The sequence below is a fragment of the Candidatus Pelagibacter sp. genome, from assembly GCF_052048095.1.
Classification (GTDB): Bacteria; Pseudomonadota; Alphaproteobacteria; order Pelagibacterales; family Pelagibacteraceae; genus Pelagibacter.
In genome coordinates, this window is record NZ_JBNAKG010000001.1 from 851086 (window position 1) to 876326 (window position 25241).

29 protein-coding genes are annotated in these 25241 nt (G+C 28.4%); 21 read left to right on the plus strand and 8 right to left on the minus strand.

The window, feature by feature from the left end:
- Positions 1-54 precede the first annotated feature (54 nt).
- Genes pstC through phoB form a run of 5 tightly spaced genes read left to right on the plus strand, consistent with a single transcriptional unit; the run spans position 55 to position 4853 of the window.
- Complete coding sequence (gene pstC / locus ACTT9P_RS04415) at positions 55-1458, plus strand: phosphate ABC transporter permease subunit PstC (RefSeq protein WP_440909485.1); 1404 nt, start codon at positions 55-57, stop codon at positions 1456-1458.
- Entirely contained in the window at positions 1451-2713 is a 1263-nt protein-coding gene (gene pstA / locus ACTT9P_RS04420; RefSeq protein ID WP_440909486.1) for a phosphate ABC transporter permease PstA, read from the plus strand. The genes pstC and pstA overlap by 8 nt, the downstream gene beginning before the upstream one ends.
- On the plus strand, positions 2714-3475 hold the full coding sequence (gene pstB / locus ACTT9P_RS04425; RefSeq protein WP_440909487.1) for a phosphate ABC transporter ATP-binding protein PstB: 762 nt from the start codon (positions 2714-2716) through the stop codon (positions 3473-3475).
- A 3-nt stretch (positions 3476-3478) separates the two neighbouring features.
- Positions 3479-4171, plus strand: coding sequence for a phosphate signaling complex protein PhoU (phoU, locus tag ACTT9P_RS04430; protein WP_014953210.1), 693 nt, complete (start codon positions 3479-3481; stop codon positions 4169-4171).
- 1 nt (position 4172) lies between these two features.
- Positions 4173-4853 (plus strand): phosphate regulon transcriptional regulator PhoB, encoded by a 681-nt coding sequence (gene phoB, locus ACTT9P_RS04435; RefSeq protein WP_440909488.1) that lies wholly within the window; start codon positions 4173-4175, stop codon positions 4851-4853.
- A 6-nt stretch (positions 4854-4859) separates the two neighbouring features.
- On the opposite strand, the gene ACTT9P_RS04440 is transcribed toward phoB, so the two are convergent.
- From ACTT9P_RS04440 to ACTT9P_RS04455, 4 genes are read right to left on the minus strand one after another with little or no spacing between them, the layout of a single operon-like run.
- Positions 4860-5081, minus strand: coding sequence for a DUF6552 family protein (locus ACTT9P_RS04440; RefSeq protein ID WP_440909489.1), 222 nt, complete (start codon positions 5079-5081; stop codon positions 4860-4862).
- Between the two features lie 48 nt (positions 5082-5129).
- Positions 5130-5519, minus strand: coding sequence for a Fur family transcriptional regulator (locus tag ACTT9P_RS04445; protein WP_440909490.1), 390 nt, complete (start codon positions 5517-5519; stop codon positions 5130-5132).
- A 24-nt stretch (positions 5520-5543) separates the two neighbouring features.
- Complete coding sequence (locus ACTT9P_RS04450; RefSeq protein ID WP_440909491.1) at positions 5544-6347, minus strand: metal ABC transporter permease; 804 nt, start codon at positions 6345-6347, stop codon at positions 5544-5546.
- A 1-nt stretch (position 6348) separates the two neighbouring features.
- Positions 6349-7092 carry an ATP-binding cassette domain-containing protein gene (locus tag ACTT9P_RS04455; RefSeq protein WP_440909492.1) on the minus strand — a complete coding sequence of 248 codons (744 nt, stop codon included), beginning with the start codon at positions 7090-7092 and terminating at the stop codon, positions 6349-6351.
- Positions 7093-7162: 70 nt separating this feature from the next.
- Between ACTT9P_RS04455 and ACTT9P_RS04460 the strand changes: the two genes are divergently transcribed.
- A complete protein-coding gene (locus ACTT9P_RS04460) occupies positions 7163-8209 on the plus strand; it encodes a zinc ABC transporter substrate-binding protein (RefSeq protein ID WP_440909493.1) in 1047 nt (348 codons plus the stop codon).
- Positions 8210-8251: 42 nt separating this feature from the next.
- Positions 8252-9250 carry an Ldh family oxidoreductase gene (locus ACTT9P_RS04465; RefSeq protein ID WP_440909494.1) on the plus strand — a complete coding sequence of 333 codons (999 nt, stop codon included), beginning with the start codon at positions 8252-8254 and terminating at the stop codon, positions 9248-9250.
- On the opposite strand, the gene xth is transcribed toward ACTT9P_RS04465, so the two are convergent.
- Both xth and ACTT9P_RS04475 read right to left on the minus strand, forming a co-directional pair.
- Positions 9242-10018 (minus strand): exodeoxyribonuclease III, encoded by a 777-nt coding sequence (gene xth, locus ACTT9P_RS04470; RefSeq protein ID WP_440909495.1) that lies wholly within the window; start codon positions 10016-10018, stop codon positions 9242-9244. The two genes, ACTT9P_RS04465 and xth, sit on opposite strands and share 9 nt — an antisense overlap.
- Positions 10018-10335, minus strand: coding sequence for a HesB/IscA family protein (locus ACTT9P_RS04475; RefSeq protein ID WP_014953219.1), 318 nt, complete (start codon positions 10333-10335; stop codon positions 10018-10020). Before ACTT9P_RS04475 ends, xth begins: the two co-directional genes overlap by 1 nt.
- 50 nt (positions 10336-10385) lie before the next feature.
- Between ACTT9P_RS04475 and ACTT9P_RS04480 the strand changes: the two genes are divergently transcribed.
- The 13 genes from ACTT9P_RS04480 to secF are packed head-to-tail and all read left to right on the plus strand — an operon-like array spanning position 10386 to position 21178.
- Positions 10386-11504, plus strand: coding sequence for a deoxyguanosinetriphosphate triphosphohydrolase (locus tag ACTT9P_RS04480; RefSeq protein WP_440909496.1), 1119 nt, complete (start codon positions 10386-10388; stop codon positions 11502-11504).
- Positions 11501-13234 (plus strand): arginine--tRNA ligase, encoded by a 1734-nt coding sequence (argS, locus tag ACTT9P_RS04485; RefSeq protein ID WP_440909497.1) that lies wholly within the window; start codon positions 11501-11503, stop codon positions 13232-13234. The genes ACTT9P_RS04480 and argS overlap by 4 nt, the downstream gene beginning before the upstream one ends.
- Complete coding sequence (locus tag ACTT9P_RS04490) at positions 13234-13497, plus strand: hypothetical protein (protein WP_440909498.1); 264 nt, start codon at positions 13234-13236, stop codon at positions 13495-13497. Before argS ends, ACTT9P_RS04490 begins: the two co-directional genes overlap by 1 nt.
- A complete protein-coding gene (locus ACTT9P_RS04495) occupies positions 13487-14434 on the plus strand; it encodes a glycoside hydrolase family 3 N-terminal domain-containing protein (RefSeq protein WP_440909499.1) in 948 nt (315 codons plus the stop codon). The genes ACTT9P_RS04490 and ACTT9P_RS04495 overlap by 11 nt, the downstream gene beginning before the upstream one ends.
- 11 nt (positions 14435-14445) lie before the next feature.
- Complete coding sequence (locus ACTT9P_RS04500; protein WP_440909500.1) at positions 14446-15186, plus strand: segregation and condensation protein A; 741 nt, start codon at positions 14446-14448, stop codon at positions 15184-15186.
- Complete coding sequence (scpB, locus tag ACTT9P_RS04505; RefSeq protein ID WP_440909501.1) at positions 15183-15887, plus strand: SMC-Scp complex subunit ScpB; 705 nt, start codon at positions 15183-15185, stop codon at positions 15885-15887. The genes ACTT9P_RS04500 and scpB overlap by 4 nt, the downstream gene beginning before the upstream one ends.
- A 38-nt stretch (positions 15888-15925) precedes the next feature.
- Positions 15926-16138, plus strand: a complete 213-nt coding sequence (tatA, locus tag ACTT9P_RS04510; RefSeq protein ID WP_440909502.1) for a twin-arginine translocase TatA/TatE family subunit — start codon at positions 15926-15928, stop codon at positions 16136-16138.
- Positions 16139-16143: 5 nt separating this feature from the next.
- Positions 16144-16362, plus strand: coding sequence for a Sec-independent protein translocase protein TatB (tatB, locus tag ACTT9P_RS04515; protein WP_440909503.1), 219 nt, complete (start codon positions 16144-16146; stop codon positions 16360-16362).
- Positions 16355-17131, plus strand: a complete 777-nt coding sequence (gene tatC / locus ACTT9P_RS04520) for a twin-arginine translocase subunit TatC (RefSeq protein ID WP_440909504.1) — start codon at positions 16355-16357, stop codon at positions 17129-17131. Before tatB ends, tatC begins: the two co-directional genes overlap by 8 nt.
- Positions 17124-18383 carry a serine--tRNA ligase gene (serS, locus tag ACTT9P_RS04525; RefSeq protein WP_440909505.1) on the plus strand — a complete coding sequence of 420 codons (1260 nt, stop codon included), beginning with the start codon at positions 17124-17126 and terminating at the stop codon, positions 18381-18383. The genes tatC and serS overlap by 8 nt, the downstream gene beginning before the upstream one ends.
- Positions 18384-18438: 55 nt before the next feature.
- A complete protein-coding gene (gene yajC, locus ACTT9P_RS04530) occupies positions 18439-18726 on the plus strand; it encodes a preprotein translocase subunit YajC (RefSeq protein ID WP_440909506.1) in 288 nt (95 codons plus the stop codon).
- A 12-nt stretch (positions 18727-18738) separates the two neighbouring features.
- Positions 18739-20292 (plus strand): protein translocase subunit SecD, encoded by a 1554-nt coding sequence (secD, locus tag ACTT9P_RS04535; RefSeq protein WP_440909507.1) that lies wholly within the window; start codon positions 18739-18741, stop codon positions 20290-20292.
- A gap of 1 nt (position 20293) precedes the next feature.
- Complete coding sequence (gene secF / locus ACTT9P_RS04540; protein WP_440909508.1) at positions 20294-21178, plus strand: protein translocase subunit SecF; 885 nt, start codon at positions 20294-20296, stop codon at positions 21176-21178.
- Here the strand turns inward: secF and ACTT9P_RS04545 are convergent, their stop codons facing one another.
- Together ACTT9P_RS04545 and uvrA are read right to left on the minus strand one after the other, a co-directional pair.
- The gene (locus tag ACTT9P_RS04545) at positions 21179-21781 is read right to left on the minus strand and encodes a urate hydroxylase PuuD (RefSeq protein ID WP_440909509.1); all 603 of its coding nucleotides are present in this window, start codon (positions 21779-21781) and stop codon (positions 21179-21181) included.
- 42 nt (positions 21782-21823) lie between these two features.
- The gene (gene uvrA, locus ACTT9P_RS04550) at positions 21824-24679 is read right to left on the minus strand and encodes an excinuclease ABC subunit UvrA (protein ID WP_440909510.1); all 2856 of its coding nucleotides are present in this window, start codon (positions 24677-24679) and stop codon (positions 21824-21826) included.
- 90 nt (positions 24680-24769) lie between these two features.
- Here uvrA and ssb point away from each other — a divergent pair, with 90 nt between their 5' ends.
- On the plus strand, positions 24770-25228 hold the full coding sequence (gene ssb / locus ACTT9P_RS04555) for a single-stranded DNA-binding protein (protein WP_440909511.1): 459 nt from the start codon (positions 24770-24772) through the stop codon (positions 25226-25228).
- Positions 25229-25241: the final 13 nt, after the last annotated feature.

Below are 25241 nucleotides of genomic sequence, written 5' to 3' on the forward strand. Positions count from 1 at the left end.
TTATTAAGTTAAATTGTAACAAAACTGTAACATTACACAGTTATCAGAAACATAATGAATTCTGTTCTAATTTTCTTAATCATAATATTTTCATTATCATTATTTTTTTATGGAAAATCTAAAAGTAAGACTATTTCAATAAATAATAATATTAAATTAAATGCACTTCCAAAATTTTATGGTTATTACCTTGTATTATGGTGCTCCATTCCAGCATTGGTTTTTTTATTAATTTGGTCATTATTTGAACCAGTAATAATTAAATCAATAATTATTGATACTGCTGCTAATCAAGGAGCAATTTTTAACGACAAAAATGAAGCAAATTTGATTTATGAAAAAATCAAAGCTATTCATTTAGGTACATATTTAGGTGACATAGATAGCATTCTCAAAGAAAGCGCATTGGCTTATGCAAAATTTATTAATTTATTTACAAACTCTAAGATAGTTCTAATTTTTGGAATTATCATTGCATCTATAATTTATTCATTAAATAAAATTAAGAACAATAATAAAGCCAGAGACGATGTAGAACTTATATTAAAAGGTCTTCTATTTGCTTCTTCTTTAATTGCTATATTTACTACATTAGGAATTATATTTTCGCTGTTATTTGAAAGCATTAAGTTTTTTTCTGTAATAAATGTATTTGATTATTTGTTTGGAACTAATTGGAGCCCACAAAGGGCTTTTGTAAGAGATGCATCAGCAATTACAGAAGCAGAGTATGCTGAATTAAAAGATGCATTTGGTTTTATACCTTTAATTGCAGGCACATCTTTCATAGCTTTCATTGCAATGCTTGTTGCTGTACCTATTGGATTGTTCTCAGGTATATATATGGCTGAATATGCTTCAATTAAAATTAGAAGAGTTTCAAAACCAATTATTGAAATTTTAGCAGGTATACCAACTGTTGTTTACGGTTTTTTTGCAGCTTTAACAGTTGGACCTTTTTTTAGACAAGTTGGAGAAAGTTTTGGATTATCTGTTTCATCTGAAAGTGCTCTTGCAGCTGGACTTATTATGGGAATTATGATCATTCCTTACGTCTCATCTTTGTCTGATGATGTAATTAATTCCGTACCTCAATCTTTACGCGATGGTTCCTATGCTATTGGCGCAACAAAATCAGAAACAATTAAAAAAGTAGTGATACCTGCGGCATTGCCAGGAATTATTGGATCAATTCTTTTAGCTGTATCTAGGGCAATTGGTGAAACTATGATTGTTGTAATGGCAGCCGGTTTAGCTGCTAACTTAACTATTAATCCATTAGAATCCACTACAACAATTACAACTCAAATTGTAATGATTTTAGTTGGCGACCAAGAATTTGATAGTCCAAAAACACAGTCAGCGTTTGCTCTTGGATTAACACTTTTTATTGCAACATTGATTTTAAATTACATAGCCCAAAGAGCTGTTAAAAAATACAGAGAAAAATATGACTAAAGAAGAAAGATTAAAAAAAAGACATAGTGCAGAAAAAAGATTCAGATTCTATGGGATCGCTTCAATTTTTGTCGCATTACTGTTTGTTCTAATTTTAGTTCATAATATTTTTTTAAAAGGAAGTTCAGCTTTTATGAAAACAGCAATAAATGTTGAAGTATTTTTTGATCCTGAACTCATTGATATCCAAAATGGAGCATCCATAGATGAAATTATGCAGTCAGACTTTTTTGATATTACGATTGAAACACTATTAAAAACATACCCTGTAAATGATTTTGACCAAGAAAATGAATTAATTGATCTATTTACCACTGATGCAGAATTAGAAATCAAAAGAGCTTTGATAGATAATAATAATTTGATTGGAAAAAGAATTAATTTAGAAATAACAGCATCAGATGATATTGATCAATTGCATAAAGGAAATTATCCAAGAGATTTACCAGAGGAAAGAAGACGGATATCAAATTTTCAACTACAAATTTATGATACTTTAGTTGAAAATAAAAAGATCCTTAAAAACTTTAATAATTATTTTTTTAAAAATGGAGATTCAAGGGACCCAGAATTAGCTGGAATAGGAGGTGCTTTAGTTGGTTCATTTTACAGTGTCTTAATATGTTTATTATTAGCTTTTCCTGTAGCAGTTTTAGCTTCTATATATTTGGAGGAATTTGCTCCTAAAAATAAGATTACTGACTTTATTGAAATAAATATTAATAACTTAGCTGCTGTACCCTCTATTGTTTACGGATTACTAGCGTTGCAAATACTTTTAGCAACAATTCAATTACCTAGATCAACTCCCTTAGTTGCTGGTATTACTTTAGCTTTAATGACTTTACCAAGAATTATTATTCCATGTAGAGCATCTTTAAAAGCTGTTCCACCATCTATAAGAGAAGGCGCTTTAGCTGTTGGAGCATCTAAATTTCAATCAGTTTTTCACCATGTTGTTCCTTTAGCTTTACCTGGAACATTATCAGGAACTATTATTGGATTAGCACAAGCATTGGGAGAAACAGCACCATTAATATTAATTGGAATGGTTGCATTTGTTGTTGATATTCCATCAACACCCATTGATCCATCATCTTCTTTACCTGTCCAAGTATATTTATGGTCTGAATCTGCAGAAAGAGGGTTTGTTGAAAAAACATCTGCCACTATAATGATGTTATTAAGTTTTTTAATTGTAATGAATTTTTTAGCAGTATATTTAAGACAAAAATTTGAAAAGAGATGGAATTAAATGAGTGATATAAAAATTAAATCAAAAAATTTAAATGTTTTTTATGGAGAAAAACAAGCTCTCTTTGATGTTAATTTAGATTTAAATGAAAAAGAAGTCACTGCTTTAATTGGACCATCTGGTTGTGGAAAGTCTACATTTATAAGATGTCTCAATAGAATGAATGACGTCATAGATATTTGTAAAGTTACTGGAAATATTGAAATAGATGGAATTGAAATCAATGATAAAAATTTAGATGTGGTATCTCTAAGAGAAAGAGTGGGTATGGTCTTTCAAAAACCAAATCCATTTCCAAAAAGTATTTATGATAATATTTCTTATGGCCCCAAAATTCATGGAAAAGGCGAAAGTAAAAGTGAACTTGATGAAATTGTAGAGAGTAGTTTAAAAAAAGCTGCTCTGTGGGAAGAAGTAAAAGATAGATTAGACGAACCAGGAACAGGTTTATCAGGTGGACAACAACAAAGATTATGTATTGCAAGAGCGATTTCTGTTAATCCAGAGGTTATCCTTATGGATGAGCCTTGTTCAGCTCTAGACCCAATAGCAACTGCAAAAATTGAGGAATTAATAGATGAGTTAAAAAAAACCTATACTATTGTAATTGTTACTCACTCAATGGCACAAGCAGTAAGAGTTTCTCAAAAAACTGGCTTTTTTCATCTAGGAAAATTGATTGAAGTAGGAAAAACAGAGAAAATTTTTAAAAATCCTGACAACAAAATGACACAAGATTATATTACAGGTAGGTTTGGATAAATTATGAGTAACGAACATACAGTAAAATCATACGAGGAAGAGTTAAGACATCTAATTGATTCAGTAATCAAGATGGGGAGTTTAACCGAGTCACAAATGGTCGACTCTATGGATGCTATTATAAAAGTTGATAAAGATTCTATTGATAAAATTATTAAAAGTGATGAAGAGATAAATAAATTTAGATCTAAAATTGATACTCAAATAATGACCCTTTTAGTTAAAAGAGCACCAATGGCAATTGACCTTAGAGAAACAATAAGTTCTTTAAAAATTTCACAGGATCTTGAGAGAATTGGTGATTTATCAAAAAGTAATGCAAAAAAAGTTAAGCCCTTACCTTTAGATTTACCAGAAGAATTATTAGGAAATTTAAAAAGACTTGGTGATTTAGTTCTTAAACAATTAAATGATGTATTAGATAGCTTTGTTAATAAAGATTTTGATAAAGCTAAAGAGGTATGGGAAAAAGATGAACAAGTTGATGATCTTACATATATTGCTATGGAAAGTGTTATTGATTTCTTATCTAAAGATAAAAAGAATTTAGATTTTTCTACTCACTTAATATTTGCAACTAAAAATTTAGAAAGAGCAGGAGATCATATTACCAATATAGCTGAAAATGTTTGTTATTTGATTAAGGGTGAATATTTAAAAGGTAACAGACCAAAAGGAAAAGTTATCCAAGAATAAAATGAATGGTAAAATTTTTATTATTGAAGATGAACCTTCAATAATTCAATTAGTCCAACATAATCTTGAAAAAGAAGGTTTCATAGTATCTTCATCAGAAAATGGCAATGAAGGATTAAAACAATTAAAAAAATTTGAACCAAATTTACTTTTGTTAGATTGGATGTTACCTGATTTATCAGGAATCGAAATTTGTAAAAATATAAGAAAAGGTAATAAGTTTAAATCTTTACCAATAATTATGCTTACAGCAAAAGGTGAAGAAGAAGATAAAATCAAAGGTTTGGACAGCGGTGTAGATGATTATCTGACTAAACCATTTAGTTTTAATGAATTATTAGCAAGAATTAAAGCTATTCTTAGAAGATCTAATCCAGAGATAGTTTCTGACAATTTAGAATATCAAGATTTATTTTTGGACAGAATAGAAAAAAGAGTGTTTAGAAATAAAAAAGAAATAAAGCTAGGACCAACTGAATTTAGGTTGTTAGAATTCTTCCTAATGAATCCAAAAAGAGTTTATTCAAGAGATCAAATTTTAGAAAATGTTTGGCCAAATAATGTAAATGTAGAAAGCAGAACAATTGATGTCCACATTAGAAGATTAAGACAATCTATAAATATTGATAATACAAAAGAACTAATTAGAACAGTTAGAGCCTCTGGGTATTCTTTAATTTAAATTTTTCTATATTAGAATTTTATAAAAACCTATTAAGAATAAAGGTATTTGTAATCCAAAGTTAGTAAGTATTGCCTTATCTTTTGAAAGATATCCTGCTACCGTCCAACCAACTACACCTAATCCATGGAAATATATATTGAAAGGGTAGTAATTTAAATTTGTAAACAATATTCCTGTTAAAACTAATAATGTACTAATCCATTTTAAATATTTTTTAATAAACATCAGAAATGTTTATTTCAGTATTGTTAAAGATTTATTAAAAAAAATAATTTACTTACACTTTTTACACAAACCAAATAACTCAAGGTTGTATCTTGTATAATTCATTCCAGAATTATCTTTAAAACTTTTTAAATATTTTGAAATTTTTGTGTCTTTAATTTCCTCAATATTTTCACATTTTTCACAAATAGAAAACGCTGTAGTCTTTGTGACATCACAATTTGTGTTTTTACATGCTACGAAAGCATTTTTACTTTCTATTTTATGTATTTTACCAATCTCAATTAATTTATCTAAAGCTCTGTATACTTGGGGAGGCGCTTTGATACCCTTTTTTTTAACATCAAATAAAATGGAATAAGCTTTAAGTGGTTCATTAGAATTTTTGATTGTATCAAGAACTATTTGTTGATTTTTTGAAAGAAATTCTTGTTTCATATTTATAACCTTATTCATTATAGATTAGTTTTTCAATTGCGGTGATTGTTTTATTTTAAATAAAGACAATATAAATAAGAATAAAGAAGCAGCAATAATAGATGGACCTGATGCTGTATTAAATTCTAATGATGAAAAAAGACCTAAAATCACAGACATCAAACCTCCAATCACAGAAAATATAACCATCATTTTAGGACTACTAGAAATATTTCTAGCCATTGCCGCAGGTATAATTAACATTCCGGTAATCAACAATAATCCAACCATTTTTATTGATATTGCAATTATTGCAGCCATTAAAATTGTGAAAATGATTTTAGACCTTTCTGGATTTAGGCCTTCTGCTTCAGCTAGTTCATAATTAACTGTTGATGCAAATAAAGGTCTCCATATTAATTTAAGTATACAAAGAATAATTGCTCCACCAATCCAAATAACGGTAATATCTTTAACGGTAACAGCTAAAATATCTCCAAAAAGTAAACCCATTACGTCAAATCTAATAAATGTTAAAAAACCAATAACAACTAATCCAACTGCCAATGAAGAATGAGCCAATAGACCAAGTAAAGCATCTCCTGGTAAATTAGTTCTGCTTTGAAGTTTAATTAAGATTATTGCAACAATTGAAGAAATTAGAAAAACAGAGAGAGCAATATTTAATTCAAATGAATACGCAAGCGTAACACCCAATAAAGCTGAATGTGATAATGTATCTCCAAAGTAAGATAATCTTCTCCAAATAACAAAACAACCAAGAGGTCCTGTGACTAAGGCAACCCCAATTCCAGCAATCAAAGCTCTTATAAAAAAATCATCTAACATTTTAATTTTTTTTTATTTCACCATCGTTCGAATGAACATGATCATGGTTATGTTCATATAAAGCAAGAGTTTTTGAAGCTTGTTCACCAAATAAGGCTTTGTATTCATGATTTGATGCAACATCTATTGGTGAACCAGAACAACAAACATGGCCATTTAAACAAACTACATGATCTGTAGCACTCATAACGGTATGAAGATCATGTGAAATTAATAGAATTCCACACTTTAATTCATCTGAAATTTTTTTGATTAATTCATATAAAGCAATTTCACCAGTATAATCAACACCTTGAACTGGTTCATCTAAAACTAAAAGTTCTGGTTTTTTAGATATTGCTCTTGCAAGTAATACTCTTTGAAATTCTCCTCCAGAAAGACTACCTAGATTATTATTTTTTAAATGAAGAACTCCTGTCAAACCTAAAGCCTCATTAATTTGTTCATCATTTATACTTTCAGTCAGATTCATAAAATCTTTAACTCTTAAAGGTAAAGTCCAGTCAATAGATATTTTTTGAGGAACATATCCAATTTTATTAGTAAATTTTTCAACTTTACCCTCAATATTTTTATAAATACCAAGTGCTATTTTTGCAGTTGTACTTTTTCCTGATCCATTGGGTCCAATAAGTGTTACAATTTTTCCTTTTTCAACACTTAAAGAAATTCCCTCAACAAGAATTTTATCTTTAATTTTAAATCCAGCATTTTCTAATTTTACTAGAATATTTTTAGAACTCATTTTATATATTGACTTATAATTGTTATATTATTACATAATGTTATATTATAACAATTTAATAATACAACATATGAAAAACATTAAAAAATTCCCATTTATCTTAACTATTTTATCACTCTTAACAATTATTGTACCTGCAAAAGCTGAAATTAAAGTAGTAACTTCAATCAAACCAATTCATTCATTGGTAAGTTATTTGATGGATGGTTTAGGTAAACCTGATTTAATTGTAGATGGATACGCGTCTCCTCATGGATTTGCATTGAAGCCGTCACATGCAAAAATGTTACAAAATGCTGATTTGATATTCTGGGTTGGAGAAGATTTGGAAAATTTTTTAGAAAAACCATTAAATTCAATAGCGAAAAAAGCTGAAAAGATAGAATTATTAGAAATTAAAGGATTAACAAAATTAGAATTCAGAGAAAGAAATATTTTTGATGAACATGATGATCATGCAAAAAAAGAAGATGTCCATGATGATCACGATCATGATAAAGATGGTCATAAAGAAGATAACCATGATGATCACGATCATGATAAAGATGGTCATAAAGAAGATAACCATGATGATCACGATCATGACGAGCACGGCCATGAAGGACATGCGCATGGTGAGTATGATCCACATATTTGGTTGGATCCGATGAATGCGAAAGTGATTTTAAGTGAAATGGCAGAGCACTTGATCGAAAATGATCAAAAAAATGAAGCTAAATATAAAGCAAACTTAAAAAAAGCACATAAAGATTTAGATAAACTAACTAAGAAAGTTAAATCTGAATTAAACAAAGATTTCAAATCAATCGTTTTTCATGATGCTTATCAATACTTTGAAAAAAGATTTAATATAAATGTATTAGGTGCTTTCACTTTAAATACTGATGTTATGCCTGGAGCAGAGCAATTAGCAGAAATTAGAGAATTAATTGAACATGACAAAATAAGTTGTGTATTTTCTGAGCCTCAATTTAACCCTGATATAATCAAAGCAGTTGCTAAAGATATGAATATTCAGACTGGCGTTATAGATCCTTTAGGAGCTACACTTAACCCAGGAAAAGATTTATATTTTGATTTAATTAACAACATGTCAAAATCTTTTGAAGGTTGTTAAATAAAAATTGATCTTTAGCCATAAATAATATCTAATAATGGGATGAGTACAGTTTCCCTAACACTAGATGAAATATTTGATTTAGCTAAAAAAACTTTATTAGCTAATGGATGTGCTGAAGATACGGCATCTATTCTTGCAGATTTAATTAGAAATGCTGAAAGAGATGGTTCTTTATCTCATGGTCTCTTTAGATTGCCAGCTTATGTTTCTGGATTAAAAAGCGGTAAGATAAATGGAAAAGGAAAACCTGAAGTAAAAAAGATTTCACCTTCAGTTATAAAAGTTGAAGGAAATAATAGCTTAGCCCCAGTAGTTTTAAATAAAGGATTACCAGAACTTGTTAAAGCAGCTAAAGAAAATGGTGTTGCAGTTTTAGCAATAAACAATTCTCATCACATGGCTGCTATGTGGCCAGAGACAGAAAAATTAGCTGAAGAAGGCTTAGTAGCATTTGCATGTACCTCTTATAAGCCGGCTGTTGCTCCAGCTGGTGCAATTAAACCTTTGTTCGGAACTAATCCGATTTCGTTTGCATGGCCTAGACCAGGAAACACTCCTGTAGTTTATGATATGGCTACAGCTTCAATGGCTATGGGTGAAGTTCAAGTTGCTAAGCGAGAAGGTCATAAAGTTCCTTTAGGTACAGGATTAACTAAAGATGGAAAAGAAACAACAGATCCAGGAGAAATTGCAGATGGTGGTGTATTATTACCTTTTGGTGGTTACAAAGGCTCAGTAATTGCAATGATGGTTGAATTAATGGCAGGTGCTTTAGTGGGCGATAATTTTAGTTATGAAACAGCTGCAAAAGATAATAATGATGGAGGACCACCAAGTGGGGGAGAATTTATTCTAGCAATTTGCCCTAACAAAACTTCGGGTACTGATTGGCAAAAACATTCAGAAGAATTTTTTGAAAAAATGAAATCTATGGGTGAAGTAAGACTTCCTGGTGAAAGAAGACATAAAAATAGATTGGATACTGGTCCAAGAAATATTAACGAAAAATTAATTAATAAGATTAAATCTCTAAGCTAAAGTAATCTCTACCGGTGTGTGGTCAGATGGTTTTTCTCTGCCCCTTGGATCTTTATTTATATTAATCTCTTTAACACTATCTATTAAAGAATTTGATACTAAGAAATGATCAATTCTCATACCATTATTTTTTTGCCAAGCACCTCTCATATAATCCCAAAAAGTGTATCCTTCTTTGTCTTCATAAAAGTGTCGATACACATCATTAAGACCAAGATTTAACATCTCTCTATATTTTTTTCTTATTTCTAATCTAAACAAAGCATCATCTTCAAAACTTTTAGGATTATAAACATCTTCAGCAGAAGGAATTATATTAAAATCACCAGCTAATATAATATTTGAATTTTTTTTGCTTAAAGACTTAAGTTGTTTGATTAGTTGATTTATCCAATCTTTTTTATATTCATATTTTTCTGTATCAACTGGATTACCATTTGGAGTGTAAATATTTATTAACTGAATTTTCTTTTTTTTATACTCAATTTCAGCAGAAATAATTCTTGATTGCTTTAATTTATCTTTAATTAAATCTGTTCTAATATTCGAGAGCTTATTTTTTGAAATTATTGCAACACCATTATAACTCTTCTGTCCAAAAACATGACACTCGTAATCCATAGAAGCGAAATCATCATAAGGAAAATTAACATCTTCAGTTTTAATCTCCTGCATCATTAAAATTTCAGGCTTATATTTAAGTAAATAACTCTTTATATTTTCTATTCGAGCTCTAACAGAATTGACATTCCAAGATGAAATTTTCATTATAGAGAAAAAGAAACACCACAACCACAAGAAGATTTTGTTTGTGGGTTAGTAATTTTGAACTGTTCACCAATTAATTCAGATACATAATCTACTTCTGAGCCTTTTAACAAATCTGCAGAGGTTTTATCAATTAAGATATTTTCATAATTCAAATCATCTTCATTTTTACTTTGATCAAAAGTGAATTCATATTGAAAACCTGAGCAACCACCACCTTTAATAGCGATTCTAAAAAAACTTCCCTTATCTTTTTTTGATAATAAATTAGTTATTTGTTTTAAAGCTTTATCAGTAAATTTAATTTCTTTAATCATGAATGAACACTGTTAATACTAATATAGTACTTAATTTTTATATTTAAAGAATGAAAAACTACTCAAACATTGGGGAATTCAAAAGCAAAGGAAGATTATATAAAGAATCACTTTCTAAATACAGAACTCCATTTCAAAGAGATAGAGATAGAATTATTCATAGTGCCTCATTTAGAAGATTGAAACATAAAACTCAGGTTTTTGTAAATACAGAGGGCGATCATTTTAGAACTAGGATTACACATTCAATTGAAGTGGCTCAAATAGCAAGATCAATTTCAAAATATCTAAAATTAAATGAAGATTTAGCCGAAACATTAAGTCTTGCTCATGATTTAGGTCATACTCCATTTGGCCATGCAGGAGAAGATGTCCTAAGTGAATGCATGGAAAATTATGGGGGTTTCGATCACAACTTACAAACACTAAGAATTATTATGTTTCTTGAAAACAAATATCTAAAGTTTGATGGTTTAAATCTTACAATTGAAACTTTAGATGGTTTATTAAAGCATAATGGTCCACCAAAAGATCTTGATAAAGTAAATCAATTAATTGGACTAAGATCGTTCAAGAATATGATTATTTATAAAAATCAGCCCTCATTAGAGGCTCAAATTTCAGCTATATCAGATGATATTGCTTATAATAATCATGATATTCAGGATGGTATAAAAGCAAATTTGTTTAGATTTGAAGAGTTAATTGAAATTAAATTTTTTAAAGATATTTATAAAAAATACAAAAACAAAATAAATAAGACTAATTACAAAATTGCAATTTATCAAATTATAAGAGACTCAATAGATTTAATGATTAAAGATTTAATAATGAATACGCAAAGAAATCTAAAAAGTAATAAAATCAATTCAATTAATGATGTTAAAAAATCTAATAAAATGGTTGTTAACTTTTCAAACTTTATGCAATCATCATTAGAAGAAATCAGATTTTTTTTAAGAGTGAATATGTATGATAATAAAAGTGTTTTACTAAAAAATAACAATGGAAAAAAAATTATAAAAAATTTATTTGATAAAATTAAAAATAAACCTCTTAAATATATTTCTAAAAAAAAACTTTCTAAGGATAAATATAGAGCAATAGCTGATTATATCTCAGGAATGACAGACAGATATGCAATCAATTTACACAAAAATCTAAAATGAATATTTTTGATATATATTTAGATAAAATTAAAAAAATATTAGATACCTTATCTAAAAAAGATGAAATTGTTTTACCAGAAAAATTAGATGGAATTAATGCAGAAATTCCACCTGCAAAATTTGATTGCGATATATCCACTAACGTTGCAATGGTGTTGTCAAAAGCTAACCAAAAATCTCCAATTGATCTTGGAAATATTATCTCAAAATCACTAGTCGAAAGTGATAATATGATTGAAAAAGCTGAAGTAGTTAAACCAGGATTTATTAATATAAATTTAAAACCTGAATTTTGGTCAAACTTTTCAAAAGAAATTTTAGATAATTCAAAATCATTTGGCAAAAATTCAAAAGAAGAAAAAAATAATTACCTAGTTGAGTTTGTTTCTGCCAACCCCACAGGTCCGTTGCATGTGGGCCATTGTAGAGGCGCTATATTAGGTGATGTAATTTCCAATGTACTATTATTCAATAATCATAAAGTAACAAAAGAATATTATGTTAATGATTATGGTAACCAGATAATCAATTTTACAAAATCTGTTTATTTTAGAATAAGAGAAATATTATTTAATGAAAAATTTCCCATTGAAAATGAAGATTTATATCCTGGAGATTATTTAATCGATTTTGCAAAAAATATTACTACTGAACAAAAAGATTTAAATTTTGAGAATTATGAAAAAATTTCAACACAATTAACTCATTTATCAGTTGAACAAGCACTTAAGTTAATTAAAAAAAATCTAAGTAGCTTAGGGATAGAGCATGACAATTTTGTTAGTGAAAAAAAATTAGTTGAAAATAATGAAGTTCAAGATGTAATTAAATTTCTTACAGAAAATAATTTTGTTTATAGTGGAAAAATTAAAGCCCCTGAAGGCGAGGATAATAAAAATTGGATTGAACGCGAACAATTATTATTTAAATCAACTGATTTTGGTGATGATAAAGATAGGGCATTGCAAAAATCAGATGGTTCATGGACTTATTTTGCTAGTGATGTTGCTTACCACAAAAATAAATTGGATAGAAAATATGATTGTTTAATTAATATTTTAGGAGCAGATCATGCGGGATACATCAAAAGAATTACATCCTCTGTTGATGCATTATCAAAAACAAATAATAAATTAATTTGTAAAGTTAGTCAGTTAGTAAAACTGATAAAGGATAACAAACCATTTAAAATGTCTAAACGTAAAGGAGACTATATTACAGTCGATGATTTAATATCAGAAGTAGGTAAAGATGCTACCAGATTTATAATGTTGAATAGAAGTAGTGATGTTGAGTTAGATTTTGATTTTGACAATGTAATTGAAAAATCAAAAGATAATCCACTTTACTACGTTCAATATGCTTATGCTAGAATTTCATCTGTATTTAGACATATAGGAAAAGATATCAACTCAGATTTGAATGTGCAAAATTATGATTTTAAATATTCAAAAGAAGAAATTAAAATTTTAAAAAAAATTTCTGAATGGCCAAAGTGTATTGATGCGTCTTGTAAAAAACTTGAACCACATCGTATACCTAGTTTTTTGTATGAACTTTCATCTGAATTTCACTCTTATTGGAATTTAGGAAAAGATAATCCTGAAAAAAGATTTATAAATGAGAATAAAGAAATCTCAGATGATAAATTGGTATTTTTGAAAAATATTTCAAATTTAATTAAGTCCGGCATGAGCATAGTAGGTGTTTCCACTCCAGAAAAAATGTAATGTTAAAGGAAATTAAATATTTAATATTTGTAATAATTATTTCTTTATTTCTTTTTTTTACAGGAAAATATTACTTTTCAGATGAATATAAAAAAAAATCTTATCGATCATTAAATAATATTAATTCAAAAATAGATAACTATTCTTCAAAATTACCAACATTAGAAAGTGATACTGATAACGTTGTCGAATATGTAAAACAAACTACCAAAAAAAAGAAGAAATTTAATTTTTGGAAACTACTTGAAGATAATGAAGAATAGAAGAGCATTTATTACTGGTATCAAATCTTACAAATTAAATTCGTCTGAGAAAAAATTTCTAAAAAAATTTAAACCATGGGGTGTCATTTTATTTTCGAGAAATATAAAAAGTATTGATCAAACAAAAAAATTAACTGAAAGTGTAAAAAAAATTTTTAATGATAATAATTATCCAATTCTAATTGATCAAGAAGGTGGAAGAGTAAATAGATTAAATAAAATTATTTCTTTTGATACATTAACTTCAGAATATTTTGGTAATTTATTTAAAAAAGATAAATTTAAATTTAATATAATTTATAAGATGTTTATTGATCAAACATCATATTTATTAAAATTAATAGGGGCTAACATCAACACAGTACCAGTTTTAGATACAAGAGTAAAAGGCTCAAGTAATATTATAGGTGATAGGGCATATTCTAATAATCCTAAGTTAATTTCAAAATTAGGAGACTTTTGTATTAAATATTTTCATAGAAATTCTATAGGGACAATTATGAAGCATATACCCGGTCATGGAGAAGCAAAAGTTGATAGTCATTACTTTACACCAATCGTTAAAAAGAAATTATCTAAACTAATTAAAGAAGATTTTTCTCCATTTAAAAACAAAAAATGTTTTTTCGCTATGACGGCGCATGTTGTTTATAAAGATATTGATAAATCAAATACAGCCACTCACTCAAAAAAAATGATAGCGCTTATAAGAAACAAAATAGGTTTCAAAAATATTTTAATTTCAGATGATTTATCAATGAAAAGTTTAAAAAAAGACTTAGAATATAATACTCTTAAAACATTCACCTCAGGTTGCAATATTGCATTACATTGTAATGGCAATATTAAAGAAATGGTAACTGTTGCTAGCAATTCACCTTTGGTAAATAAGTTTATTATTCAAAAAACTTCAGAATTTTATAAAATTTTAAGATAAGATGATTTTTAATGAGTGAAGTTGATTCAGATTTATTCAATGTAGATATAACCAATTATCAAGGATCTCTCGAGGTTCTTTTAGATTTGGCAAAAGCACAAAAGGTTGATTTAGAACAAATATCAATCACAAAATTAGCTGATCAATTCAATAGTTATATAAAAGAAAATTCAAATTTAAATTTAGAAATAGCATCAGAATATTTGTTGATGGCAACATGGCTTGCTTATTTAAAATCAAAATTATTATTACCAGGAACTCCTGAAGAAGAATTTAAAGTCCAAGAAGTTGCTGAAAAGTTAAAATTACAATTAAAAAAATTAGAATTAATAAGATTATTGTCAGATCAAATGTTGAAAAGAGAAAGATTAGGAAAAGAAATCAGAACAAGAGGCATGAAAGCAAATATCAGATCAATTTATAATTCGGAATATAAACTCAATTTGTTTGAAGTATTAAAAACTTATGCAAACATAATTATGACAAAAGATTTTCAAAAAATGAATATTCCTAAGCTACCCGTTTATACCACAGAAGATGGCATAAAAAGAATTAAAGAATTTTTTGGTAAATTATTAGATTGGAAAGATTTGGAAGATTTAATCCCAAATAACTTCAAAGATGGAAAAAATTTTAAAAAAACTGGAAAGGCAGGTATATTTGCTGGATCTTTGGAATTGGTTAAAGAAGGAAATTTATCGATTAAACAAGAAGATCTATTTAAGAAAATTTATATAAAAGAAAATAAATGAAAAAAGATAAAATTGAAAAAAAAAATAACGTAGTAAAATTTCCTTCTAAACGATCTAGTTTGGAAAGAGAAATTGAAGCAATTATATTTGCAGCTGCAGAACCTTTAGATTTAGATACAATTGAAAACAAAGTTGTAAGCAAAGGTAATGTCAAAAATTCACTAGAAAAATTACAGGAAGAATACTCGACTAAAGGAATAAATTTAGTTTGTATATCCAAAAAATGGTCTTTTAGAACTGCACAAAATTTGTCTAGCCTAATGTCTAAAGAAAAGACAGTTGAAAAGAAATTATCCAAAGCAGCAATTGAAACATTGGCAATAATTGTTTATCACCAACCAGTAACAAGAGCTGAAATAGAAGAAATTAGAGGTGTAGCTTTTGGAACTAATACTCTAGAAATATTGATGGAGTTAAATTGGGTCAAGCCTGGTGGCAGAAAAGACGTTCCGGGTAAACCAATTCAATATGTAACTACAGATGATTTCTTAAGTCATTTCAATCTTCAAAAGTTATCTGATCTACCAACCGTAGATGAGCTTGGTGCTGCAGGTCTAATAGATACTACAAGTGTAGATAATGCTATTTTTGGTACTGGAAAATTTTATAAGGAAAAACAAGAAGAAAAAAAAGAAGATATATATTCAAATATAGACGAAATGCTTAACAGCACCTTAGAAGAAGAAGAAAATCCAAATTGATACTTTTATTTTAACAACAAAAAGGCTATAAACATTTTATGAGTATCGGAATTTGGCAAATAGTTATCATAGTTATTTTAGTAGTTCTTCTTTTTGGAAGAGGAAAGATTTCTAGTTTAATGGGCGACGTAGCAAAAGGAATTAAAAGCTTTAAAAAGGGTATGGCTTCTGATGTAGATGACAATGAGCCCAAAAACATATCTGATAACAATCAAAATAATAACAACCAAGACTCCAACAACAAAGAATAAATCACATGCCTACTATCGGTTGGTTTGAGATTTTAATTGTAGTTGCACTTGCTATTATTGTGCTTGGACCTAAAGATTTTCCCATAATGTTAAAAAAAGTAGGTTCTTGGATTGGTTCAACAAAAAGATACATCAATAATATTCAAGATGAAGTTTCTAATATCAGCATAGAGCCTGATGAAAATGAAAAAAAAGATAAAGATGAAAAAATAAAAGATGAATGAAGATAAATTTGAAGGTGGTTTTGTAAGTCATTTAGCTGAATTAAGACAAAGATTAATTCACAGTTTTATTTTTTTAATAATTTTTTTTGTTATTTGCTATTTTTTTTCTGAATATATTTATGGCTTTTTAGTAGATCCCTTTGCGCAAGCTGTAAAAGATGATAATTCAAATAGAAGATTAATATTTACCGCCTTACAAGAGACTTTTCTTACTTATTTAAAAGTCTCTTTTTTCACTGCATTTTTTGTAACATGCCCATATATTTTAATGCAAATTTGGAAATTTGTTGCTCCAGGTCTTTATAAACATGAAAAAAAAGCCATCATGCCATATTTAATATTAACACCAATTCTATTTTTTTTAGGTGGAATGCTTGTTTATTATTTAATAATGCCTCTAGCTATTAAATTCTTTTTATCTTTTGAAAGTACAGGTGCATCAACAAATTTACCAATACAACTTGAAGCAAAAGTAAATGAATATTTATCTTTAGTGATGAAATTAATTTTTGCATTTGGAATAAGTTTTCAATTACCTGTTGTTTTAAGTTTATTAGCAAGAATTGGTGTTGTTGATTCTGAATTTCTTAAGACACGAAGAAAGTATGTTGTTGTAATTATATTTGCAGCAGCTGCTATTTTAACACCACCAGATCCAATCACTCAAATTGGATTAGCAATACCATTGTTAATATTGTATGAGTTATCAATCTTTTCTGTAAACTTTATTGAAAAGAAAAAAATAGAACAAGAAGAAGCTGATGCATAACATTAAAGATATTAGAAAAGATCTAAAATCTTTCGAAGAAAACTTAAAAAAAAGATTTATCGATATTGATATAGATAAAATCAAAAATTTAGATGAAAAAAATAGAGATTTAATACAAAAAAAAGAATTATTAGAAAATGAAAAAAAGGAAATTTCAAAATCAAAAGATCAAAGTTTATTTAAAAGATCAAAAGAAATTTCTTTAGAGATTGATAGCTATTCAAAAGAACAATCAGTTATAAAAAATGAACTTGATGAAATTCTATCTTCTATTCCTAATATTCCTCATCCGGACGTTCCATTAGGAAAAGATGAAAATGATAATAAAGAAATTTCAAAGTCAGGAAATCTTCCAAAGTTTGATTTTAAACCCATGTCTCATTATGATTTAGGTGAAAAATTAGGAATGCTTGATTTTGATTTAGCTACAAAAACAACAGGATCTAGATTTGTTTTTGTTAAAGATAAGCTTGCTTTGCTGGAAAGAGCTATTACTAATTTTATGCTAGATACACATATACACAAAAATTCATATCAAGAAATATCACCACCATTAATGGCATCTGCAAACACAATGTATGGTACAGGACAATTGCCAAAATTTGAAAATGATCAATTTGAACTTAAAATGGAAGAAGGTACAGATAGAAAATTTTTGATACCTACTGCTGAAGTGATTTTAACAAATATAGTTAAAAATCAAATTGTTGATAAATCCAAACTGCCAATGAGATTAGTTGCTGCTACTCCTTGTTTTAGAAAAGAGGCTGGTAGTTATGGTAAGGATACCAAAGGTATGATCAGACAACATCAATTTTATAAAGTTGAAATGGTTAGTATTGTTGAAAATAATAATTGTCTTACAGAACTAGAACGTATGACTGATTGTGCTACAAATATTCTAGATCAATTAGAATTGCCTTATAGAAAAATAGTTTTATGTACAGGCGACATGGGTTTTAGTGCTGAAAAAACTTATGATATTGAAGTGTGGCTGCCTTCAGAAAACAAATATAGAGAAATTTCATCATGTTCGTCTTGCTCAACTTTTCAAGCTACTAGAATGAAATCTCGATATAAGAATGAAAAAAAAGAAACTTTATTTGTCGGTACATTAAATGGAAGTGGTTTAGCAGTTGGAAGAACAATGATTGCAATAATGGAAAATTATCAACAAAAAGATGGTTCAATTACAATTCCTAATGTCTTAAGACCTTACATGAACAATATGGACAAAATAACAGCTAAATAAAGTTGTTTTAGTAATATAGATAGTATAAATATTCATCATCATATAAAGGAGAATTATGGAAGGTTCAGGAATAGGTCAGTTTATACCGCTAATTTTAATATTTATTATATTTTATTTTTTTCTTATCAGACCACAGCAAAAAAAAGTTAAAGAACACAAAGCTATGGTTGAAAACCTAAAAAAAGGCGACAAAGTTATTACGTCAGGTGGAATTACAGGTACAATCGAAAGAGTAATTGATAACGAAAGAGTCGAAGTTGAAATTGCTGAAAATGTTAAAGTTGAAATCATTAAAGCAACAGGTATTCAATCTTTAGTGGGCACACCAGAAGTAAAAAATTAATTTTTTCAAATAGTGTTATATTTTTCTAAAACTAGAATTGTATCTATTGTTTTATTTATTTTAGTTTTTGTTTTCATTTCCTCATCAAATCTTTTTAATTTTTCAAATCAAACAATTAATAAAAAAATTAACCTAGGTCTAGATCTACAAGGCGGCTCTTATCTATTGTTAGAAATTGATAATAGACCTGTAATACAACAAAAACTTCAAAATTTAACTACTACTATAAGAAGCTATTTTAAAGATAAGGACATAAATATATTTGATATTTCAATTGAAAATGAAAATATATTTTTCAAAGTTGATAACTCAAATAAAGAAACAGTAATATCAATTTTTAAAGATGAAGAAAGTGAAATTAATCCGTATTATCCAAGATTTAAATCACATCAATTAGATATTGTAGAGGAACAAGATAAATTGAAATTATCTTTTTCTAAACAAGGGCTTATTGAACTCAAAACCTCTTCTCAAGATCAAGCTATTGAAATTGTAAGAAGACGTATTGATGAAATTGGTACTAATGAACCAAATATTTTGAAAAGAGGAAATAATAGAATTCTAGTTGAATTACCAGGATTAGATGATCCAATGAGAATAAAATCATTATTGGGTAAGACAGCAAACTTAACATTTAGATTTGTTACTCAAAATGAAACAGAAACATTTGGAGTAGAAAAATTATTTTATGAAAACGAAACAGATGAGGCTCTGGTTAGTAAAAGAATAATTCTTAGTGGTGAAAACTTATTAGACGCTCAACCAAGAATGGATACTCAGAACAATGAAACTGTTGTTTCTTTTTCATTAGATAGAGTAGGGGCAAAAAGATTTGGTAAAGCAACTTCTACTGGAATAGGAAAACAATTAGCAATTATTTTAGATGGTAAAATTATAAGTGCTCCTGTAATTCAAGACGCTATAGTTAGTGGAAACGGACAAATAAGTGGTGGATTTACGTTTCAATCTGCAACAGATTTAGCCCTGTTACTGCGATCAGGTGCATTACCAGCTCCCATGAATATTATAGAAGAAAGAACTGTTGGACCAGATTTAGGGCAAGACTCCATTGATGCAGGTATATTTGCTTTAGTAATTGGTTCTGTACTGATTTTAATATTTATGATTGTTAAGTACAAAATTTTTGGGATTATAACTAACGTCACTCTTATATTGAATTTAATTATTTTAATGGGTGTATTAACTCTATTTGAGGCAACTTTAACTTTACCAGGTATAGCGGGAATTATTTTAACAGTGGGTATGGCTGTTGATGCAAATGTACTTATTTTTGAAAGAATTAAAGAAGAATTAAAAGAAGAGAAGAATAATATAATAGCTTTTGATAGTGGTTACACAAAATCAAGAACTGCGATAATAGATGCAAATATTACAACTTTGTTAGCTGCAATAATATTATTTTTTATGGGTTCAGGGCCAATTAAAGGATTTTCAATAACTTTGGGTGTTGGTATTTTCACTACTTTATTTTCAGTTTATTTTATAGCCAGATTACTTACCAGTTTATATGTGTCCAAAAATAGAGACAAAGAGGCTTCGATCTAAAATGATATCTTTTAATAAGTATTATAATTTCTTTAATATTGTATCTATTTTATTAATAACAGCATCGATACTATTACTTGTTTTTAAAGGATTGAATTTTGGTATTGATTTTAAAGGTGGAACTTTAATTGAATTAAGATCTTCAGATAACAAAATAAATATTTCCTCATTAAGAGACTCTTTAAAGAATATGAATTTAGGAGATGTATCTGTCAAAAATTTTGGAAATGAAAAAGATTTTTTAATCAAATTTGAAAATAATACTCAAAAAAATATAATTGAAAAAATTAAGATTACGTTAGAAAATTCTTTTGGAAAAAGCTTCAATTTTAGGCGAGTAGAAAATGTTGGTCCAAAAGTAAGTGGTGAATTATTAAAATCTGGAATTATAGCTATATCAGTTTCACTAGCTGTAATGTTATTTTATATTTGGATAAGATTTGAATGGCAATTCAGTCTAGGTGCAATCCTTGCACTGTTTCATGACGTTTTAGTTACACTAGGAATTTTTTCGCTATTTAGTTTAGAAATTAATTTATCAATTATAGCAGCAGTACTTACTATTGTTGGCTATTCAATGAATGATACGGTTGTAATATATGATAGAGTAAGAGAAAATCTACGAAAGTATGCAGACATAAAAATCTTTGAATTGACCAATATTTCAATTAACGAAACACTTTCTAGAACTATAATCACTTCGGTTACAACTTTACTAGCGTTATTAGCTATTTACTTTTTTGGTGGTGAAATATTGAAAGGATTTTCTTTAGCAATGATACTTGGTGTAGTATTTGGAACATACTCTTCAATTTACATAGCTAACACTGTTTTAGTTAGACTAAAAGTTTCTCAAAAAACTGTTCTTAGAGAAGATAAAGATTAATTAATATAAATTCTGCGCTGCTACCATAGTTAGTAACATAGGTAGTGATAACAAAGTATTTGTTCTTGAAAATAGCATTGCAGTTTTTGCAGACTTAGCTTTTAATTCTGGATCACATTCAACAATACCTAAAGCTCTTTTTTGGTTTGGCCAAATTACGAACCAAACATTAAACGCCATTACAAGACCAAGCCACATGCCAATGCCTATAGCTGTATGTTTTGGAATTCCAGAACCAATACTAAATGTCATTGCATCATGCAAATATCCATTTAATCCAGCTAAAATTAATCCAGATAAAACTGTAAATGCAGCAGCCCATCTAAAGTAAAATAAAGCAGCAGGAGCGATTACTTTACCTATTGCAGGTTTTTGCTCATCTGGAATTTTTCCCATATTTGGAATTTGCACAAAGTTGAAATACCAAAGTAATCCAATCCACATAATACCAACTACTACATGAACATATCTTGCAACCCAACTCCAAAATGCTCTATCAAAACTAAATCCATCATTTTGCATAAATAAACCAAGAAACAAAATAATAGCTAATGCTAGAGAGGCATGAATTGTCTTAGATAAAGAAGATAATAAATTACTCATGAGTCGTTAGTTTATACACTAAAAATAGTTAAAATTTAATATTTAATTTAGAAGAGGTTTTAAAAATTTACCAGTATAACTATCCTTAATTTTACTTATTTCCTCTGGTTTACCTTCAGCTATGATTTTTCCACCCTTTACGCCACCTTCAGGACCCATATCTACAATATAATCAGCTGTTTTTATTACATCTAAATTGTGCTCAATAACAACTACAGTATTCCCTAAAGCTACAAATGTATGTAAAATTTCTAGTAATTTCTTAATATCATGCTGATGAAGACCTGTTGTTGGTTCATCTAGAATATACATTGTTCTTCCGGTTGATCTTTTTGACAGTTCTTTTGCAAGCTTAATCCTTTGAGCTTCTCCACCTGATAGGGTAGTAGCTTGTTGACCAATTTTTATATATCCCAAGCCTACTTTTTTAAGAGTTAGTAATTTTGATTTAATATTGGATATGTTTTCAAAATAATCACAACCTTCATCAACAGTCATGTTCAAAACATCTGCAATACTTTTATCTTTAAATTTTATTTCTAATGTTTCTCTATTGTATCTAGTACCTTTACATTCATCGCATTGAATATAAACGTCAGGTAAAAAATGCATTTCATAAGTTATAACTCCATCTCCTTCACAAGCTTCACATCTACCGCCTTTAACATTGAATGAAAATCTACCAGGTTTGTAACCTCTAGATTTTGACTCTGGTAAAGCCGTAAACCAATCTCTAATTGGACCAAATGCACCAGTGTATGTTGCGGGATTAGATCTTGGCGTTCTACCAATCGGTGATTGATCAATATCAATTATTTTATCTACAAGTTCTGTTCCTTTAAAACCTTTAAATGGTTTTGGTATTTTTCTTGATTTATTATTATTTAAAGTAAGATTAAGAGCATTATATAATGTTTGTAAAACTAAAGTAGATTTTCCACTTCCAGAAACTCCAGTAACACATGTAAGACTTCCTAAAGGTATCTTTAAATTCACATTATTTAAATTATTACCTGAAGCTCCAGTTATTTCTAAAAACCTTCCATTTTTTGCAAGTCGTCTTTTTTTTGGGACGTCTATTCTAAACTTATTAGATAAATATTTTCCTGTAATACTGTCTTTGTTTGAACAAATATCTTTAAAGGATCCCTGAGCAATTACTTCACCACCTTTACTACCGGCTTCTGGACCAAGATCAATAATATGATCTGCATTTTCCATTGTCTCAGTATCATGTTCAACAACAATTACAGTGTTACCTAGATCTCTTAATCTTTTTAGAGCACTGATTAATTTTACATTATCTTTTTGATGTAACCCAATAGATGGTTCATCTAAAACATATAATACCCCTGTAAGTCCTGAACCTATTTGTGAAGCCAATCTTATTCTTTGAGCCTCACCACCAGACAATGTGCTAGACTCTCTAGATAGAGTTAAATAATCTAATCCTACATTTAATAAAAATTTTAATCTTTCGTTAATTTCTTTTAATATGTGTTCTGCAATTTTTAATTGTCTTTTATCTAGTGTTTTTTCTAAATCATTAAACCACTTTGCAGCATCACTTATAGATTTCTCTGTAACTTCACTGATATGAAGATTGTCGATTTTAACACAAAGTGCTTCATCTTTTAATCTATGTCCATTACATCTTTCACATTTAGTATCTGATTGATATTGAGCAATTTCTTCTCTTTTCCAATCACTATCTGTTTCTAAATATCGTCGTTCTAAATTATTTATAACACCTTCAAAAGTTTTTTTGTGCGAATAAGCTTCATAACCATCATCATAATTAAACTTAATTTCCTCATCATCAGATCCATAAAGAATTACGTCTCTTATTTTTTTTGGTATTTTGTTCCATTTATCTTCTAAAGAAAATCCATAATGTTTAGCTAAAGAAGCTAAAGTTTGAGCATAATACATAGTTGTAGTTTTAGCCCATGGTTCAATTGCTCCATCAGCAATACTTTTTTTATCATTTGGTATTACAAGATTTGGATCCACATTAAGTTTTACACCAATACCCTCACACTCTTCACACGCTCCAAATGGACTGTTAAATGAAAATAATCTTGGTTCTATTTCTTCAATTGTAAAACCACTTTCAGGACAAGCAAATTTTGTAGAAAATATTAAATTTTCAACTTTTCTAAATTTTTTCGGTAAAGTTTCGTCCTCATATTCTACAAAAAGAAGTCCATTTGCTAAATTTACAGCTGTTTCAATACTTTCAGCAAGCCTATTACCCAAAGAAGAGTTTAATACAATTCTATCAACTAATATTGAAATGTCGTGCTTAACTTTTTTATTTAGTTCTGGAGACTTTTCAATATCGTATAAAACGTTATCAATTTTAATTTTTCTAAATCCTCTTCTCTTATAACTTTGAATTTCTTTTTTATATTCACCTTTTCTTCCTCTGACTACTGGAGCATATAAATAAATTGTTGCTTTCTTTGGTAATTCTTTAATCTTATCAACAATTTGAGTAATAGTTTGTGAAGTAATAGGTTTACCGGTAAAGGGTGAATAGGGAATGCCAGCTCTAGCAAATAGAACTCTCATATAATCATAAATTTCAGTTACAGTAGCTACAGTTGATCTAGGATTTTTGGATGTATTTTTTTGTTCTATTGAAATTGCCGGACTTAATCCCTCAATAAGATCAACATTAGGTTTCTTCATCTTATCCAAAAATTGTCTTGCATATGCAGATAAACTTTCAACATACCTTCTTTGACCTTCTGCGTAGATAGTATCAAAAGCTAACGACGATTTTCCAGACCCTGATAGACCAGTTATGACAACAAATTTATCTTTTGGAATTTCAAGAGAAACATTTTTTAAATTATGTTCTTTTGCCCCCTTAATAAGTATCTTTTTAATCATAAATTTTAGTTGCTTTGTCTAATAAAATTATTATTCAGAGTAAAGTGTGATATAAATCTATTTAATTTAATTAACAAATATTAAAATATTATGGCGGGAAGTTTAAATAAAGTACTATTAATTGGTCGTTTGGGCGCAGATCCTGAAATCAAACAAATGGTAAATGGAAAAAGTGTTGCAAGACTTAGCCTTGCAACTAGTCAAAGTTGGAAAGACAAAAACACTGGTGAAAAAAAAGAGAAAACTGAATGGCACCGTGTGGTTGTATTTAATGAAGGATTAGTAAATGTTGTTCAGCAATATCTTAAAAAAGGTGCGCAAATTTATGTTGAGGGACAAATTACAACAAGAAAATGGAAAGACGAACAATCTGGACAAGATAGATATTCTACAGAAATTGTCATTCAAGGATACAATTCATCATTAACTATGCTTGGTGGTGGAAATAGTTCTGGTGGAATTCAAAATGATTCTATGTCACAAATTTCAAATGATATGTCAGATAATTCTCAATTATCAAATGAAATGGATGACGACATCCCATTTTAATTTTTTTATAGAT